Genomic DNA, 16499 nt, shown 5'->3' with positions numbered 1-16499 from the left:
GTCACTCACTTCGGTGCCGGCGCCGTGATGTCCTTGGTGGTGCCGTAGTCGCTGAACTCGACCGTGTAGGTCATCGGGTCGGTGCGGGGGTAGAACACGCCCTCCATCGTGGCCTTCGTGAGCTCACCGTCGTCGTTGACCTGCCACTCGACGTCGAACGAGTCGCCCGACGACGACGGGATGATCGCGTCCATCGCGTCGCCGGGGACGGTGCCGGAGTAGGTCGTGAGGATGTCGGAGTTGTCGGAGCCGCCGCGCACGCTCTCGCCGGCCTCGGGCGACTCGGTCAGCGTGAGGAGACCGGGGAAGCCGTCGGGGCCGATCAGGTCGGTCGGGTCGGGAGCGCCGTACTCCTTGGGGTTGACCGTGTCCCACGCCCCGCCGGTGAAGGGCAGCTGGGCGAAGACCTTGTCGTCGACCGCGATGACCGGCACGTCCACGGTCTGGCCGGCGAACACGACGGTGAGCGAGCCGTCGAAGGCCGGTGCGCTGGTGATGAGGCCCGAGGCCCTCGCGATGCCGGAGACGCCCTCGGGGAGAGTGCCCGCACTGAGCGTGAGCTGCACGCCCTCGGTCTGCACCAGCGTGTCGGAGGCCTGGGCGAGCACCTCCTCGGGGGCCGCGCTCTCCGCGGCATCGGGCTCGTCGCCCGAGCAGGCGGCGAGGCCGGGCACGACGAAGAGGACGGCCGTGGCGGCAGCGACGGAGCGGGAGCGAACGGGCATGGCGTCAGCCTTCCACAGGGTCGGTCGCGGAGTCGGTCGATCCGGCCGCGCGCCCGTCGACCTGACCGGCGACTTGCAGGGCGACCGGCGAGGCGACGGCGGCGATCGGCTGCGCAGCGGGTACGCCGGAACCGTCCCGCCTTCCGTTGGCCTCCGGCAGGTCGACGGGGGCGCCGCTGGCGGCCGCGGCGCGGGCCGGACCGGGGCCGGCCCAGGCCGCGACGAGGGTGTCCTCGCCCTTGAGGAACCGGTGGCTGCGGACGCCGCCGGTGGCGCGACCCTTGCCGGGATACTCCGCGAACGGCGTGACCTTGACGGCCCCGGCCTCGGTGCCGGGCAGGGCGGTCGACGAGCCCGACGCGGTCACCACGACGGCATCGGCCGGGTCGAACGCCCCGAAGAACGCGACCTTCTCGCCGGCGCCGAGCTTGATGCCCGCCATGCCGCCGCCTGATCTGCCCTGGGGCCGGACGCCCGAGGCGGAGAAGTGGAGCAGCTGGGCATCGGTGGAGATGAAGCAGAGCTCCTCCTCGCCGGTCGCCAGCTCGACCGCGCCGACGACCTCGTCGCCGTCCTTGAGCCCGATGACCTCCCACTCGTCGCGGTTGAGGGCCTCGGGGTTGACCCGCTTGACGATGCCGTCGCGGGTGCCGAGGGCGAGGCCGGGTCCCCCGGTGGGCAGCGACGAGAGGGCGAGGACCCGTTCGTCGGCCTCCAGCGCGACCAGCTCGCTGAGCGGGACGCCACCGGCGACGTGGGGGTCGTTCGCGGTGGTCGGCAGCTCTGGGGCGATGTCGATGACGGGGATCCTGACCATGCGACCTCGGTTGGTCACCAGGCCGATGTCACCGCGCCGGGTGGTGAGGGTCGCCGCGACGACCACGTCGTGGTTGCTCCGGTCGCCGCCCGTGCTCGGCTGCTCCGCGTCCCTGGTGCGCGCGATGAGCCCGGTCGAGGACAGGAGGACGAAGCACGGGTCGTCCGTGACCTCGACGGACGTGTCCGCCTTGATGGCCGGGGCCGCTCCCAGCAGGACCGTTCGCCGCGGGGTGCCGTGCTCCTTGGCGACCTCGGTGAGTTCGTCCGAGACGACCTTCCGGAGCAGCTTCTCGTCGGCGAGGATCGCGTCGAGGTGCTCGATCGTGCGCTCGAGCTCCTCCTTCTCCTTGTCGAGCTCGAGCTTGGAGAACTTCGTGAGCCGGCGCAGCGGCATGTCGAGGATGTAGTCGGCCTGGAGCTCGGAGAGGTCGAAGACCGAGATCAGCCGCTCCTTGGCGGCCGCCGCGTTGTCGGAGCCGCGGATCACCTGGATGACCTCGTCGATGTCGAGGATGGCGATCAGGAGGCCGTCGACGAGGTGCAGCCGGTCGGCGGCCTTGCCGCGGCGGAACGCGGAGCGACGGCGTACGACGTCGAAGCGGTGGCCGAGGAAGACGTCGAGCATCTCGCGGAGGCTCAGCGTGCGCGGCTGGCCGTCGACCAGTGCGACCGCGTTGATGCCGAAGGTGTCCTCGAGCGCGGTCTGGCGGTAGAGCTGCTCGAGGATGGCCTCGGGGACGAAGCCGTTCTTGACCTCGATCACCAGGCGGAGGCCCTGGTGCCGGTCGCCGAGCTGCTTGATGTCGGCGATGCCCTGGAGCTTCTTGGCGAGCACAAGCTTCTTGACCTGCTCGACGACGCGCTCCTCGCCGACGCCGTAGGGCAGCTCGGTGACCACGATCCCCTTGCGGCGCGGCGTGACCGACTCGATGCGGGCCGTCGCGCGCATCCGGAAGGTGCCGCGGCCGGTCTCGTAGGCGTCGCGGACGCCGTCGAGCCCGACGATCTTGCCGCCGGTCGGCAGGTCGGGGCCGGGGATGAAGCGCATCAGGTCGTCGAGGGTCGCCTTCGGGTGGCTGATCAGGTGCTTGAGCGCCTGGACCACCTCGACGAGGTTGTGGGGGGCGATGTTGGTGGCCATGCCGACCGCGATGCCCGCCGAGCCGTTGACCAGCAGGTGCGGGATCGCCGATGGCAGGACCACCGGCTCCATCTCGCGGGAGTCGTAGTTGGGCTTGAAGTCGACGGTGTCCTCATGGATCGACGTCGTCATCGCGACCGCGGCTGGCGCCATCCGGCACTCGGTGTAGCGCATCGCGGCGGGCGGGTCGTCGGGCGAGCCGAAGTTGCCGTGGCCGTCGACAGTGGGCAGCCGCATCGACCACGACTGCGCCATCCGCACCAGGGCGTCGTAGATCGCGCCGTCGCCGTGCGGGTGCAGCCGGCCCATCACCTCGCCGACGACGCGGGCGCTCTTGACGTGCCCGCGGTCGGGACGCAGCGACATGTCGTCCATCGTGTAGAGGATCCGGCGCTGGACCGGCTTGAGGCCGTCGCGCGCGTCGGGCAGCGCCCGGGAGTAGATGACGGAGTAGGCGTACTCCAGGAACGACGTCTGCATCTCGTCGCGGATGTCGGTGTCGAGGATGTGCTCCTCGAAGTCGTCCGGGAGCTCCTGCTTCGTCGTACGTCGTGCCATGTGCGTCATTCTCCCCGGTGGTCCTCCGCACCGGTGCAGGGGCACGCCGGGCGGGGCGCCCTCGTTGGTCGAGTAGCCACGGGCAAGCCCCTGTTGGTCGAGTAGCCGCGAGGAACGAGCGGCGTATCGAGACCTCACTCGGGTCGCGTCGGGTCTCGATACGCCTCGCTCGTTCCTCGCTCGACTACTCGACCGGCTGTGTGGATCCTCGCTGGTCGAGTAGCCGCGAGGAACGAGCGGCGTATCGAGACCTGTCCACAGATCCGGTGACCGGGCTGTCGTGCCTCGCTGCGAACGGAGAACCTTGACCGATGGTCGCCTACGTCTACATGCTCCGTTGCTCGGACGGCTCCTTCTATGTCGGCAGCACCCGCCTCCTGCACGCGCGCGAGTTCCAGCACCAGCTCGGCATGGGTGCGGCCTACACGCGGAAGCGGCTGCCGGTCGAGCTGGTCTGGCACGAGGAGTACGAACGCGTGTCCGAGGCCTTCGCGAGGGAGAAGCAGGTCCAGAACTGGAGTCGGGCGAAGCGGCTGGCGTTGATCGCAGGGGACTACGAGGGGCTGCCCGCCCTGGCCAGGAAGGACTTCTCGCGCCGCAGGATCGAGCCGCCGGGCTGAGGGGTCTCGATACGCCTGGCTCGTTCCTCGCTCGGCTACTCGACCAACAAGGGGTGGGCGTGGCCGATACATTGCTGCCGTGACCGATGTCGAGGCCGAGCCGACGCCGCCCCGCCACTGGGAGGCGGACGTGCTGCTGCGCGACGGGCGTACGGCGCACATCAGGCCGATGCAGCCCGAGGACCGCGACCTGCTCATCGACTTCTACGCCCGGGTCTCCGACCAGTCGAAGTACTACCGCTTCTTCTCGCCGATGCCCGAGCTCTCCGACCGCGACCTCGACCGGTTCACACAGGTGGACCACCGCGACCGGGTCGCGCTGATCCTGCTCGTCGCCGGTCACATGATCGCGGTGGGCCGCTACGACACGATCCGCCCGGGGTACGCCGAGGTGGCGTTCCTCGTCGAGGACGCGCACCAGGGCCGCGGGATCGGGCAGCTGCTGCTCGAACACCTGGCCCAGGCCGGGCGGGAGCGCGGGGTCGAGGAGTTCGTCGCCGAGGTGCTGCCCGACAACCAGGCGATGATCCACACGTTCCGCGACGCCGGCTACCAGGTGAAGAGCGCGTTCGAGGACGGCGTGATGGAGCTGGTCTTCCGGATCGACCCCACGGACACCGCGATCGGCGTGATGGAGCAGCGCGAGCACCGCGCGGAGTACGCCTCCATCGAGCGCTTCTTCTCCCCGAAGTCGGTCGCGATCATCGGCGCCAGCCGCCGCCAGGACACGATCGGGCGCGCGCTGGTGCGCCACATGGTGCTGGGCAACTTCGCGGGCCGCATCCACGTGGTCAACCCGAGCGCCGACTCGGTCGCCGGGATGCCGGCGTGGAAGACCGTCGCCGAGATCCCCGGCGACGTGGACGTGGCGATCGTCGCCGTGCCGGCCGAGTCCGTTCAGGACGTCGTGCTCGACTGCGCCGCCAAGGGCGTCCACGGCCTCGTCGTCATCTCCTCGGGCTTCGCCGAGACGGGGGATGAGGGGCGGATGCGCCAGCGCCGCCTCGTCGGGCTCGCCCGGTCCTACGGCCTGCGCCTGATCGGCCCCAACGCGCTCGGCGTCATCAACACCGACCCCGACGTGTCGCTCAACGCCTCTCTGTCGTCGGTGATGCCCCCGCGCGGTCGCGCGGGCTTCTTCTGCCAGTCCGGCGCGCTCGGCACGGCCATCTTGGAGAAGGTCCAGAATCGCGGCCTCGGTCTGACGACGTTCGTCAGCGCGGGCAACCGTGCCGACGTCTCCGGCAACGACCTCCTGCAGTACTGGGAGGAGGACGACGCCACCGAGGTGGTCCTGCTCTACCTCGAGTCGATCGGCAACCCGCGCAAGTTCTCCCGGGTCGCCCGGCGTGTCAGCCGGCGCAAGCCGATCGTCGCGGTGCGCTCGGGTCGCAGCTCGCAGGGCGTCCCGATGGGCCACGCCGTCCGGAAGATCGCCGCCCCCGCGGAGGCGGTCGACGCGATGTTCCGCCAGGCCGGGATCATCCAGGTGGAGTCGCTGGAGGAGATGTTTGACGTCGCCCAGCTGCTCGCCCACCAGCCGCTGCCACGAGGGCGCCGGGTCGCGATCGTCGGCAACTCCGACGCACTCGGCCTGCTCGCGGCCGACGCCGCGAACTCCGTCGGCCTGGTCGTCAACAAGCAGGTGCCGCTCGGCGCCGACGCGACGTCCGACGACTTCGAGGACGCCCTCGACGGTGCGATCGACGACCCCGAGGTCGACGCGGTCGTCGCGATCTTCATCCCGCCGCTCAACGTCCCGGGCGCCCGCGAGGAGGTCGCCAACGTGCTCGCCGCCGTCGGCGAGCAGTCCGACAAGCCGATCGTCTCCACGTTCCTCGGCACCGAGGGCGTCCCCGAGCTGCTGCGCGTGCCCGACGTCGCCGGGTCGTCGGCCGGCCGCGGCTCCGTGCCGTCGTACCCCGCCGTCGAGGCCGCCGTGCGCGCGCTCGCCCACGTCGTCGAGTACGCCGTCTGGCTCCGCGTCCCGCAGACGTCGGTCTCCGACGTCGAACCGCTCGAGAGCGACCCGGTCGACCGCGACAGCGCCCGCCACCTCGTCAACGAGCTGCTGATGAACCACCCCGAGGGCCGCGACCTCGACTTCCCCGAGCAGCACCGGTTGCTCAAGGCCTACGGCATCGACCTCTGGGACACCTATGCCGTCGAGAGCCTCGACGAGGCGACGACGGCGGGGGAGACGCTCGGCTGGGACGTCGTGCTGAAGGCGACCGCCGAACACCTGCGCGACCGCCCGGACCTCGCGCACGTGTGGCGCAACATCGACTCGGCCGACGACATGGCCGCTGCGTGGCGCTCGCTCAACGAGCTCATCACCGATCCCGACCGCGCCGGCTTCGTGGTGCAGCGCAACGCCCCGCCGGGCGTCCCGATCACCATCGCGACGATGGAGGACCCGCTCTTCGGGCCGGTGCTGTCGTTCGGGATCGGCGGGCCGCTGACCGAGCTGCTGGGCGACCGGTCCTACCGGATCCCACCGCTCGCCGACCACGACGCCCAGGACATGGTGCGCGAGATCAAGGCCTCACCACTGCTCTTCGGCTACCGCGGCAGCGAGATCGTCGACGTGGAGGAGATCGAGCGCCTGGTCCGCCGGGTCGCCCAGCTCCAGCACGACCTGCCGCAGGTGCGTGCGCTGCAGCTGCCGCTCGTCCTGGCCGGCGCGGGCGGGGTGACCGTGCTCGGCGCCAGCGTGCGCGTGGAGCCGGTGAAGGACCCGCGCTCGGACTGGTTCGTCCGACGGCTCTCCACGATGCCCGGGGACACGATCCCCGACTAGCCCTGATCCGGGCAGGACTCATCCGGGCGCGCCGCCGCGTGGCAGACTGCACGCATGCCCCGCTCGACCCGTGACGCGGACGTCTCCCAGGACCTCCGCCAGGCGATCCACCGCACCGGCTACTACCCCGAGGTGGTGGCTGACGGCGTGTTCTCGGCGGCCGGCGGCGAGGAGGTCCTGTCCTACTTCGTGCACCACGAGACGACGTTCGACCACGAGGAGGTACGCCGGCACCTGACCGCGCTCCTCCTGACGCCGACCCGCCTCGTCATCGCGCACACCGACGAGCACCCGGGCGACGACATGCTGCCCGAGCCCTACACGTCCACGACGACCGAGGCCGTCACCCTCACGTCCATCCGCACCGTCGTCGTGACCCGGATGATCGCCAACCCGACGAAGGGCGTGGCACCGCCGGCCGAGGCCGTGCTGACCATCGGGTGGGGCGGTGTGGGACGGGTCGACCTCGAGCCCGCCGCGTGCTCGGACCCCAGCTGCGACGCCGACCACGGCTACACCGGGACGATCGCCGGCGACGACTACACGCTGCGGGTCTCCGCCGCGGCCGAGGGCGCCGACGCGGTCAGCGCGCTCCTGGCCTTCTCGGACTCGCTCTCCGCGCGGACGCGCGGCTGAAACCCGCGTGACCCTGACACCGCCGGCCTACGGCGACCGGTCGCTCGCGGACGTCATCCCGTCCGTCGCCCGTGCGCTCGGCGCCGACCTCGAGGGCCACCCGGTGGGGCTCGAGCTGCCCACTGCGCCGTCGTACGTCGTCTTCCTCGTCGACGGGCTCGGCGCCGAGCTGCTCGAGCGCTACAGCCACTCCGCGCCCTACCTCGCCTCACTCGTGGCGGGCGGTGCCACGGGCACCGCCGGCGTGCCGTCGACCACCGCGACCTCGCTGACCTCGCTCGGCACCGGCCTGGCGCCGGGGGCCCACGGGCTCGTCGGCTTCACCGCCCGCATCCCCGGCACGGACCAGCTGCTCAACCACCTCTCGTGGGACCGGCCCGTGGACCCGCTGGACTGGCAGCCGCACCCGACGGCGTTCAGCCGGCTGGCGCGGGCGGGGGTGCACGTCACGTCGGTCAACAAGCGCGACTTCGCCGGCTCCGGCCTGACCGTGGCGTCACAGCGCGGGGCGACGTACGTCGGTGCCGACCGCGTCGGCGAGCGGATCGCCGCGACCGTGAGCGCCTCGGCGCACCACCCGTCGCTGACCTACGTCTACGACTCCGACCTCGACTGGACCGGCCACAAGTTCGGCGTGGCCTCGACCCAGTGGCTCCAGCAGCTCGCCATGGTCGATGCCGAGGCGGAGCAGATGCGTGAGGCGCTCCCTGCGTCGACGCGGCTCCTGGTGGTCGCCGACCACGGCATGGTCGACAGCCCGCGCGAGGCACGGATCGACGTCGACGAGGTAGACGGCATGCGCGACGGGGTGTCACTCCTGGGTGGCGAGGCGCGCTTCCGACACCTCTACTGCGCCTCCGGGGCCGTCGACGACGTCGTCGCCACGTGGGGCGAGGTGCTGGGGGACCGGGCGACCGTGCTGACCCGGGAGGCCGCGATCGGCCGCGGGTGGTTCGGCGCCGTCGACCACGGCGTGCTGCCGCGCCTCGGCGACGTGATGGTCGCCTGCCACGACGACCTCGGCGTCATGTCGTCGCGCGACTTCGCCTACGAGGACACGCTCGTCGGCCTGCACGGCTCGCTGACCTCGACGGAGATGTTGATCCCGATCCTGGTGGGCTGAGTTCCCGAGGGCGAATCTCGTGGCTCGGTCCGCTGCTGGACCTTGAGTCTTTGGGGGACTCAACGCTCAGTTGCGGGCGAGTCGGTCGGTCATCCTGGACCTTGAGTCTCTGAGGGACTCAAGGTCCAGTGCGCGGCGAGTCGGTCAGCGGCCGAGGCGCTGGAGGGTCCGAGCGGCCGACCCGTCCACGGCTGTGAGAGCGAGCAGCGAGGCGGCCGTCACCCGGCCCGACCAGCCGCCAGGCGCGACGACGGCTGCGGTCGCGACGTTGGCCAGAGTTCGGGCGGCCAGCCAGGGCCAGCGCGGGTTGCCGACGAGCAGACCCGGGGAGAGGGCGAGGTCGACCATGCCGATGGCGCGGGCCGTGCGCTCGGAGTCGATCCCGCGGAGCGATCCCACCCGTCGCGGCGCCAGCAGGAGCGACGTACCGATGACCAGGGTCGCCAGCCCGGCAGTCCGGGCGGCGCCGAGCGCGCTGTCTTCGTCCGCGCCTCGATCGTAGGTGCTGGTGCGGGTCAGCCGAAGGGGAGCGGCTCCGGGGCGAGGCTGACGGCCTTGGCGCGGTCGGCGGTGAGCCGGCGGCGGAAGTGCTGGCGGCAGAGGACCTCGTAGGCCACGTCGGCGGGCGGCTCGTCGGCCTGCTCGACGTCACCGACGACGATCACCTCGCCCTCCACGACCATCGCGCCGTTCTCGGTGCGGGCGTTGTGGGTGGCGCGCTTGCCACACCAGCAGAGCGCCTCGACCTGGAGGACGTTCATCCGGTCGGCGAGCTCGACGAGGCGGGCGCTGCCCGGGAACAGGATCGAGCGGAAGTCGGTGAGGATGCCGAAGGCGAAGACGTCGATCTGGAGCTCGTCGACGATCTTGGCGAGCTGGTCGATCTGGTCGGCGGAGTAGAACTGGGCCTCGTCGCAGATGAGGTAGTCGATGCGGCCGCCGCGGGTGAGCGTGTCGACGACGTAGCGCCAGAAGTCGAAGTCCGACTCGACCTCGAGCGCCTCGTGGGTGAGCCCCAGCCGGCTGGACACCGTGGCGGTGCCCGAGCGGTCGTGGGTGGTGAAGATCCGGCCGACGCGTCCGCGGGCGGCGTGGTTGTGGTTGGTCTGGAGCGCCAGCGTGGACTTGCCGGAGTCCATCGTGCCCGTGAAGAAGTGCAGTTCAGCCATGACCCGGCGATCCTGCCACAGCGCGGGCCCGCACCGACGGCTACCGTGCCGGTCATGGACGAGGCCGTCGAGATGGATGACGTCGCGCGGATCGACGCCATCGCCGGAGAGATCGCCGCCGAGCGCAGGCGTCAGGTCACGCGCTGGGGTCGCCAGGACCATCCGTCGGTCGGGCCGGCCGGGACCGAGCCGTTCCGCCCGGTCGTCGAGCGGTGGCGTGCAGTGAACGACGCGCGGATGGATTCGGGCGCCCACTCGTGGGACGCGATCCTGCTGGAGGAGGTCTTCGAGGCGCTGGTCGAGTCCGATCCCGCACGTCGTCGGGCCGAGCTGGTCCAGGTCGCGGCCGTCGCCGCGGCGGAGATCGAGGCGATCGACCGGGCCGCCGCAACGTCAGCCGGCGGCGCCCGCTGAACCGCCGTCGCTCGACTGGCGGTTGAGCTCGACGTAGGCGACCCACAGGACGAACACCGCCGCCCGGGTCTCGAGCGGCTCGACCAGCCCGAGCCGCGGACGGCTCGTGAACATCCCGGTCCTGGCCGCCTCACCGACGGGCGATCCCGCACGGGACAGGGTGAGGCGGGACCCGAACCAGCCGGCCTGCTTCAGCTCGAGCGACTCACCCACGTCGAGCGTCCAGGTCGAGCTGAGGAAGCCCGAGCGCCGCGCGCCGAAGTGGACGGTCCCGTCCAGCGACGCGGTCAGCTCGCTCCCACCCCAGCCGTTGGAGCGGAACTCCCACAGCTGCGAGCCGATCTGCACCTCGGCGCGCTCGCGGAACCACGACCGGTCGGCCCGCGCCACCTCCACCCCGTCGGCGAGGATGACGTCGCCGCTCGCCCAGTCGAGCTCCATGCCGTCAGGGTGCCACGTCGTGGCAGGGTGCCTCCATGACCGACGGACCACTCATCCGCCCGGACGAGCTCGCTGCCCTCCTCGGCGAGGTGACCGTGCTGGACGTGCGCTACCTCATGGGCGGCCCCCCGGGCGAGGCGCAGCACCGCGAGGGCCACGTCCCGGGAGCGGCGTACGTCGACATGGACCGCGACCTCGCCGACCCGCCGGGCGAGGGCGGTCGTCACCCGCTGCCCGACGAGGCGCGCTTCGAGGACGCGATGCGTCGCGCCGGCGTGCGCGGCGACCGGACCGTGGTGGCCTACGACGACTGGCAAGGCCGCGGGGCAGCGCGTGCGTGGTGGTTGCTGCGCTTCCACGGCCACCCGGACGTTCGGGTCCTCGACGGCGGCTGGTCGGCGTGGGTCGCGGCCGGGCTCCCGGTCGAGAGCGGCGAGGTCGAGACCGAGCGGGGCGACTTCGCGATCGCCGCCGCCAAGCAGATGCCCGTCGTGCGGCCCGACGACGTGATGGGCGTCGACGTGCTCGTCGACGCCCGCGCGGCCGAGCGCTTCGCCGGCCTGGTCGAGCCCGTCGATCCGGTGGCCGGTCGCATCCCCGGTGCGGTCAACGTGCCGACCACGTCCAACGTCGACGAGAGCGGCCGCTTCCGGTCGGCGGCCGCGCTGCGGGAGACGTACGCCCGCGGCGGGGCCGACACTGCAGCGTCCGTCGCGGCCTACTGCGGCTCCGGCGTCACGGCGGCGCACGACATCCTCGCGATGGAGGTCGCCGGCATCAGCGCCGCGCTCTACCCGGGCAGCTGGAGCGGCTGGATCACCGACCCCGACCGCCCGGTCGAGCGGGACTGAGCGTCAGGAGACCTCGACCTCGACCTCGTCGCCGACCGAGACGATCCCGGAACCCTCCGGCACCAGGTGCACGGCGAACAAGGTCTTGCCGTCCCACCGGCGGTGCCGGGCCAGGGTGCGGATCGGCTCCTTGGCGGTGGTCAGGGAGGCCGGGTCGATCGTGGTCATCGCGCAGCGGCCGACTGGCTTGCCCACCCGGAACCGCACCCCGCCGATGGTCAGCGCCTCCCACCGGTCCTCGGCGAAGGGCTCGTCGGCATCGACCACGAGGTTGGGGCGGAACCGCTCCATCGGCAGCGGCGCGGCCGGCTCCTCGCCGAGCTCAAGCGCGTGCTCGGCGATCCAGTCGTTCAGCTGCCGCAGCGATGCCGTCGACGCGACGGTGACCGGGAACGAGTCGGGAAAGGCGGCGTGGTCGCCCGGCTGCGAGAAGCCCGGCTGGAGCGTGCGGCGGGTCGGGTCGTCGCACCACACGAGGCGTACGTCGTCGCGGTCGAGCGCCGCACGGATCCAGGCGTCGGCGTCGGCCCTGGCGGGCACCGCCAGCAGGTCGAGCGAGAAGAGCCGGACCGGCTCGGGCTCACCGGCCGGCTCGTCGAGGTGGAGGTCGGGGAGGCCGGGCTTTCGGAGCCGCAGGGCGGACGTGACCGCAGCGTCGGTGTCGGGGGTGTCGGCCACGACGTGGAACAGCCCGTGCACGTCACGCGCCGACACCAGCCGCCCGGCGCCGTCGACGACCATCCACGTCCGGTCGCCGCGCAGCCCGCCAGGAAGCACGCCGATCGAACGGACGGGCCGGATGGCACCCGACTTCAGGGGATGGACGTTGAGCCCGAGGAGCTTCGGCATGCAGGCGGCTCAGTCGTTCTTGCCGCCGCCGAACATGATCTCGTCCCAGCTCGGCACCGACGCCCGACCACGCTTCTTCGCGGGGCGTCGCGGCTCCGGGACCTCGGCGGCCGACTCGTCCTCGGCCGAGCTTGCGGGCCGGTCGTCCTGGGCGTGGCTCTCGGAGGGCTCGTCGTCGAGGTAGGCCTCGACGGGCTGCTCGGTGCCCAGGGCCGCCCCGCCGATCTCCATCGTCGTCTCCGTGTCCGACTCGGCGGACGACTCGGCGGACGACTCGGCCTGCGTCTCGCTGTCGGAGACCATCTCGATCGCGTCGTCGCCGAAGGCGGGCTCGTCGACCGAGCTGAGGCGGCGCTGGCGGGCAGCAGCCAGGTCGTCGGCGGCGGGCTCGGTGCTGGCGGCGGCGGGTGCGCCGTCGCCGACCAGCCAGCGCGCGTCGTCGTCGTCGACGGTCACGAAGTTGCCGCGGGGGTCGTGGGAGAAGGTGCCGGTGCCGGTGCGGCCGGCGACGTCGTACAACGCGGTCAGGGTCCAGCGGCCGTCCTCGCGCCGCCAGGCGTCCCACTCGACGGCACCGGGGTCGACGTTGTGCGCGCGCAGGTGCGCGCTGACGGCCTCGCCGAGCGTGCGGGCACCGGACTCGGCCGCGCGACGACGGACGGAGGCGAGCTGGGCGCGCTCGGCGACGTGGGCGCGCTCGGCCATCACGGGTGCGGCGAACGGCATGATCTTCTCGACCGACGTCCCGGCGGCGTGGGCCACCGCCTCGGGCGTCTCACCTGCACGGATGCGGGTCTGGATGTCGCGGGGACGGAGGCTTGATTCCATCGGGATCTCCAACTGGCCTGTGGTGTTCGGGCCGCTTGCGGGCGCCGAGAGGGCGCGACGGAGCCGGGCGTCGATCGCCAGGGAGTGTTCCTGGCCCGACTCGTCCACCAGCAGCAGGCGCTTGCCGTCCCCGCTGCGTCCGGTGAACGTCAGCTTGTCCATGGACGGCGGGCTCCTGCCTGGATTGCTCTCTGGTGGGCGTGGATGCGCCGTGCGCATCCCTTCGCTCGAGCCTACGCCAGCGGCACGCTCACGACCGGTTGCACCTGCGGCGCGCCGAGCGGTGGAAGTCACGGTCATTTCGCGCCCCGCAGGAGTCTGCCCCTAGCCTTCGGAGGTGCCCGAGACGGAGTTCGCCACGACCCTGGTCGTGCTCGACCTGACCGGTATCTTCGTCTTCGCGGTGTCGGGCGCCCTGGTCGCCGTGCGCAAGAACCTCGACCTCTTCGCGGCGCTCGTCCTCGGCGGCGTCACGGGGCTCGGCGGCGGCTTCATCCGCGATGTGCTGATCGGGGCCACGCCGCCCGCGGCGCTCGCGGATTGGCGCTACCTGCTCGTCCCGATCGCGGCCGGCCTGCTGACCTTCTTCTTCCACGCGTCCATCGGCCGTCTCGAGCGGGTGATCACGCTGTTCGACGCCTTCGGGCTCGCGCTCTTCTGCGTGACCGGCGCCCTCAAGGCCGTCGACTACGGCCTCGAGCCGCTGCCGGCCGCCCTCCTCGGGATGGTCACCGGGATCGGGGGCGGGATGATCCGCGACGTGCTCGCCGGGAACGTCCCGGTCATCTTCGAGGGCGTCGTGTACGCCACGCCCGCGCTGGTGGGTGCCGCTGTCGCGGTCCTGCTCGACCGGACCGACCTACCGCTCGTCGTCGTGGCGGCGGCCGGGTTCAGCACCTGCCTCGGCTTCCGGCTGCTCGCGCTGGTGCGCGGCTGGCGCGCGCCGCTGCCCAAGGGGCCTGCCAACGTCTGAGGTGCAGCGTCGGAGCTCAGGGCCCCAGCACGCGCCGGAGGTAGGGGTTGGCGAAGACCCGGTCGGGGTCCAGCCGGTCGCGCATCGCGAGGAAGTCCTCGAACCGGTCGTACGCCGGTGCCAGGTCCGCGGCCGACCGCGTGTGGACCTTGCCCCAGTGGGGTCGCCCACCGGCCTCGCGCAGGATCGGCTCGAGCCCGCCGAAGTAGGCGCGGTGGTCGGTGTCGTGCGGCACGTGGAAGGCGAGGTAGAAGCTGTCGCGGCCGTAGGAGGTGGACATCGGCACGTCGTCCGCGGGCGCGGTGCGGATCTCGACCGGGAAGGCGATCCGCCAGTCGCTCGCCTCGATCGCCCGGCGGCACTCGCGCAGCACGTCGAGGCCCACCTCACGTGGGACGGCGTACTCCATCTCGCGGAAGCGCACCCGTCGCGGGCTGACGAAGACCCGGTGGGCGAGGTCGCTGTAGCGGCGCTCGGAGAGCGCGCGTCCTGCGACCCGGTTGATCCGCGGGACGAGCCCCGGCGCCCGCGACCCGATGCGGCACAGCCCGCCGAAGACGGTGTTGGACACGAAGTCGTCCTCCCACCACGCGGCCAGCCGCGACGGCGGCTCCTGTTCCCCGGGGGCGAGGTCGGTGCGGACGTTCTGCTTCACCACCATCCGGTCGGTGTGCGGGAACCAGTACATGTCGACGTGGTGGGCCGCCTCGACCATGTCGTCGTACGACGTCAGCGCCTCGTCCCACGACATCGGCTGCTCGTGCGCCTCGATGACGAAGAGCGGCTCGACGTGGAAGGTGAGGCTGGTCAGGATGCCGAGCGCGCCGAGGCCGACACGGGCCGTCTCGAAGACGTCGGGGTTCTCCTCGGCCGATGCCCGGACGACCTCGCCGGTGCCGGTCACCAGCTCCAGCCCGGCGAGCTGCGCGGCCAGCCCGGCGGCGGTCCCGCCGGTGCCATGGGTGCCGGTCGAGGTGGCGCCGGCCATGGTCTGCTCGGCGATGTCGCCCATGTTGTGCAGCGACAGGCCCAGCCGTTCGAGTGCGAGGTTGAGGTCCTTGAGCACGGTGCCTGCGCGGACCGTCACGGTCATCGCGGCGCGGTCGACGGCGAGGACGCCGTCGAGCCCGGGGGGCAGCAGCAGGGTGTGCTCGGGGGCGGCGATCGCGGTGAAGCTGTGCCCGGTGCCGGTCATCTTGACCGTGGTGCGGGCCTCGCGTGCACGGCGTACGACGTCGACCACGGCGTCCACCGACCGCGGCGTCTCCACCTCACGTGGGGTCGCCTCCTCGAGGCCGGACCAGTTGCGCCAGGTCGTCATGCCCGCAGGCTAGGGGATCCCGCCCGGGATGCGACCCGCTTCGGCCGGGCGGTCTGGGCGGCGAGAGCACCCAGGACGCCGCCGACGAGCGCGACGGCGTACGCCGCCGAGGCGCCGCTGTGGTCGACGACGTAGCCGGCGACGGCCGCGCCCGGCGCGACCCCGGCGACGATCCCGGTGTGCAGGATCGCCATGCCCTCGGTGAGCCGGCCCGACGGCACCCCCTGCTCGACCATCGTCATCGCACCGATCATCGTGGGTGCGATCGCCATCCCGCCGACGAGGAGCACCAACGCCATCAGCGGGATGGAGTGGATGAACATCAGCGGAGCCATCGCCAGAGCCATCGCCGCCGAGCCCCACCGCAGCCGCACGTCCGGTCCGCTCCGCCAGGCGACGGCGCCGGTCACGAGGCCCGCGACGAGGCTGCCGAACGACCAGGCCGCGAGCAGCCACCCCGCGAGCCACCGCTTGCCCTGCTCCTCCGCGAACGCGACCGTGGTGACCTCGGCAGCGCCGAACAGCGCGCCGAGGGTGAGGCACACCAGCGCCAGCGGCAGCACGATCCGCCACGGCATCGTTGGCCTCACGCCGTCGGTCGTCGTGCCGATCCCGGCGGGCGGCTCGGTCCCGCGCTGCACCGCGAAGGCGAACGTGCCGAGCACTCCGGTGACGAGCGCGAAGGTCAGGCCCGCGACGGGGTGCCAGCTCGTCGCCAGCAGGGTCACGACGACCGGCCCGACGACGAACACGACCTCGTCGAGGACCGCCTCGAGGGCGAAGGCGGTCTGCTTCTCGCCGGGCTCGTCGAGCAGGTGGGACCAACGGGTCCGGACGCTCGCCCCGACCTGGGGGAGGGCGGCACCGGAGACGGCCGCGAAGACGTACGTCAGGGCGCGGGGCCAGTCCTGCTCGACCGCGAGCATCATCAACGCCAGCCCCGCACCGAAGATCGAGATCGCGATCGGCAGCACGCGGAACTGCCCGAAGTGGTCGACCCACCGGCCGTGCAGCACCGCGAACGCCGCCTCCGCGAGCACGAACACCGCGGAGACCGTGCCCGCGATCCCGTAGGAGCCGGTCCGCTCCTCGACGAGCAGGACGATCCCCAGACCCACCATGGAGATGGGCAGCCGGGCGACGAGCGCCGCGCTGCTGAAGCGGAGGGCGCCGGGGCGGGACAGCACCCGGCGGTAGGAGTCGAGCATCGAGGCGATGGTAGGTCTGTCTA

At 72.1% G+C, this 16499-nt stretch carries 16 protein-coding genes; 7 read left to right on the top strand and 9 right to left on the bottom strand.

Annotated features, from left to right (window positions below; genetic code table 11):
• Positions 1-5: 5 nt before the first annotated feature.
• Both EUA06_RS11090 and EUA06_RS11085 read right to left on the bottom strand, forming a co-directional pair.
• Entirely contained in the window at positions 6-725 is a 720-nt protein-coding gene (locus EUA06_RS11090; protein ID WP_129475517.1) for an LppX_LprAFG lipoprotein, read from the bottom strand.
• A 4-nt stretch (positions 726-729) separates the two neighbouring features.
• Positions 730-3243 carry a DNA gyrase/topoisomerase IV subunit A gene (locus tag EUA06_RS11085; RefSeq protein ID WP_129475516.1) on the bottom strand — a complete coding sequence of 838 codons (2514 nt, stop codon included), beginning with the start codon at positions 3241-3243 and terminating at the stop codon, positions 730-732.
• A gap of 311 nt (positions 3244-3554) precedes the next feature.
• Between EUA06_RS11085 and EUA06_RS11080 the strand changes: the two genes are divergently transcribed.
• The 4 genes from EUA06_RS11080 to EUA06_RS11065 all read left to right on the top strand — a co-directional run bounded on the left by EUA06_RS11080 (position 3555) and on the right by EUA06_RS11065 (position 8422).
• On the top strand, positions 3555-3863 hold the full coding sequence (locus EUA06_RS11080; RefSeq protein WP_129475514.1) for a GIY-YIG nuclease family protein: 309 nt from the start codon (positions 3555-3557) through the stop codon (positions 3861-3863).
• 79 nt (positions 3864-3942) lie between these two features.
• Positions 3943-6663, top strand: coding sequence for a bifunctional acetate--CoA ligase family protein/GNAT family N-acetyltransferase (locus tag EUA06_RS11075; protein ID WP_242498092.1), 2721 nt, complete (start codon positions 3943-3945; stop codon positions 6661-6663).
• Positions 6664-6717: 54 nt separating this feature from the next.
• Entirely contained in the window at positions 6718-7299 is a 582-nt protein-coding gene (locus EUA06_RS11070) for a DUF5998 family protein (RefSeq protein WP_129475512.1), read from the top strand.
• Between the two features lie 7 nt (positions 7300-7306).
• Complete coding sequence (locus tag EUA06_RS11065; protein WP_129475510.1) at positions 7307-8422, top strand: alkaline phosphatase family protein; 1116 nt, start codon at positions 7307-7309, stop codon at positions 8420-8422.
• A gap of 144 nt (positions 8423-8566) precedes the next feature.
• Here the strand turns inward: EUA06_RS11065 and EUA06_RS11060 are convergent, their stop codons facing one another.
• Both EUA06_RS11060 and EUA06_RS11055 read right to left on the bottom strand, forming a co-directional pair.
• Entirely contained in the window at positions 8567-8821 is a 255-nt protein-coding gene (locus EUA06_RS11060) for a hypothetical protein (protein WP_129475508.1), read from the bottom strand.
• Between the two features lie 116 nt (positions 8822-8937).
• Positions 8938-9591, bottom strand: coding sequence for a thymidine kinase (locus EUA06_RS11055; protein ID WP_129475506.1), 654 nt, complete (start codon positions 9589-9591; stop codon positions 8938-8940).
• Positions 9592-9645: 54 nt separating this feature from the next.
• On the opposite strand from EUA06_RS11055, the gene EUA06_RS11050 reads away from it, so the two are divergent.
• Positions 9646-10005 (top strand): hypothetical protein, encoded by a 360-nt coding sequence (locus tag EUA06_RS11050; RefSeq protein ID WP_207208309.1) that lies wholly within the window; start codon positions 9646-9648, stop codon positions 10003-10005.
• Here EUA06_RS11050 and EUA06_RS11045 read toward each other — a convergent pair.
• Positions 9985-10446, bottom strand: coding sequence for a hypothetical protein (locus tag EUA06_RS11045; RefSeq protein WP_129475504.1), 462 nt, complete (start codon positions 10444-10446; stop codon positions 9985-9987). The genes EUA06_RS11050 and EUA06_RS11045 overlap by 21 nt on opposite strands.
• A 35-nt stretch (positions 10447-10481) precedes the next feature.
• Here EUA06_RS11045 and EUA06_RS11040 point away from each other — a divergent pair, with 35 nt between their 5' ends.
• On the top strand, positions 10482-11297 hold the full coding sequence (locus EUA06_RS11040; RefSeq protein WP_129475502.1) for a sulfurtransferase: 816 nt from the start codon (positions 10482-10484) through the stop codon (positions 11295-11297).
• A 3-nt stretch (positions 11298-11300) separates the two neighbouring features.
• On the opposite strand, the gene EUA06_RS11035 is transcribed toward EUA06_RS11040, so the two are convergent.
• Positions 11301-12146, bottom strand: a complete 846-nt coding sequence (locus EUA06_RS11035) for an MOSC domain-containing protein (RefSeq protein ID WP_129475500.1) — start codon at positions 12144-12146, stop codon at positions 11301-11303.
• A gap of 9 nt (positions 12147-12155) precedes the next feature.
• Positions 12156-13136, bottom strand: a complete 981-nt coding sequence (gene sepH / locus EUA06_RS11030) for a septation protein SepH (protein WP_165354349.1) — start codon at positions 13134-13136, stop codon at positions 12156-12158.
• Between the two features lie 175 nt (positions 13137-13311).
• On the opposite strand from sepH, the gene EUA06_RS11025 reads away from it, so the two are divergent.
• On the top strand, positions 13312-13947 hold the full coding sequence (locus EUA06_RS11025) for a trimeric intracellular cation channel family protein (protein WP_129475496.1): 636 nt from the start codon (positions 13312-13314) through the stop codon (positions 13945-13947).
• 16 nt (positions 13948-13963) lie between these two features.
• On the opposite strand, the gene EUA06_RS11020 is transcribed toward EUA06_RS11025, so the two are convergent.
• Together EUA06_RS11020 and EUA06_RS11015 are read right to left on the bottom strand one after the other, a co-directional pair.
• Complete coding sequence (locus EUA06_RS11020; RefSeq protein WP_129475494.1) at positions 13964-15268, bottom strand: D-arabinono-1,4-lactone oxidase; 1305 nt, start codon at positions 15266-15268, stop codon at positions 13964-13966.
• Complete coding sequence (locus EUA06_RS11015) at positions 15265-16476, bottom strand: MFS transporter (protein ID WP_129475492.1); 1212 nt, start codon at positions 16474-16476, stop codon at positions 15265-15267. The genes EUA06_RS11020 and EUA06_RS11015 overlap by 4 nt, the downstream gene beginning before the upstream one ends.
• Positions 16477-16499 lie beyond the last annotated feature (23 nt).

The sequence above is a fragment of the Nocardioides glacieisoli genome, assembly GCF_004137245.1.
Lineage (GTDB): Bacteria > Actinomycetota > Actinomycetes > Propionibacteriales > Nocardioidaceae > Nocardioides > Nocardioides glacieisoli.
This window is presented reverse-complemented; position numbering and strand designations above follow the sequence as displayed.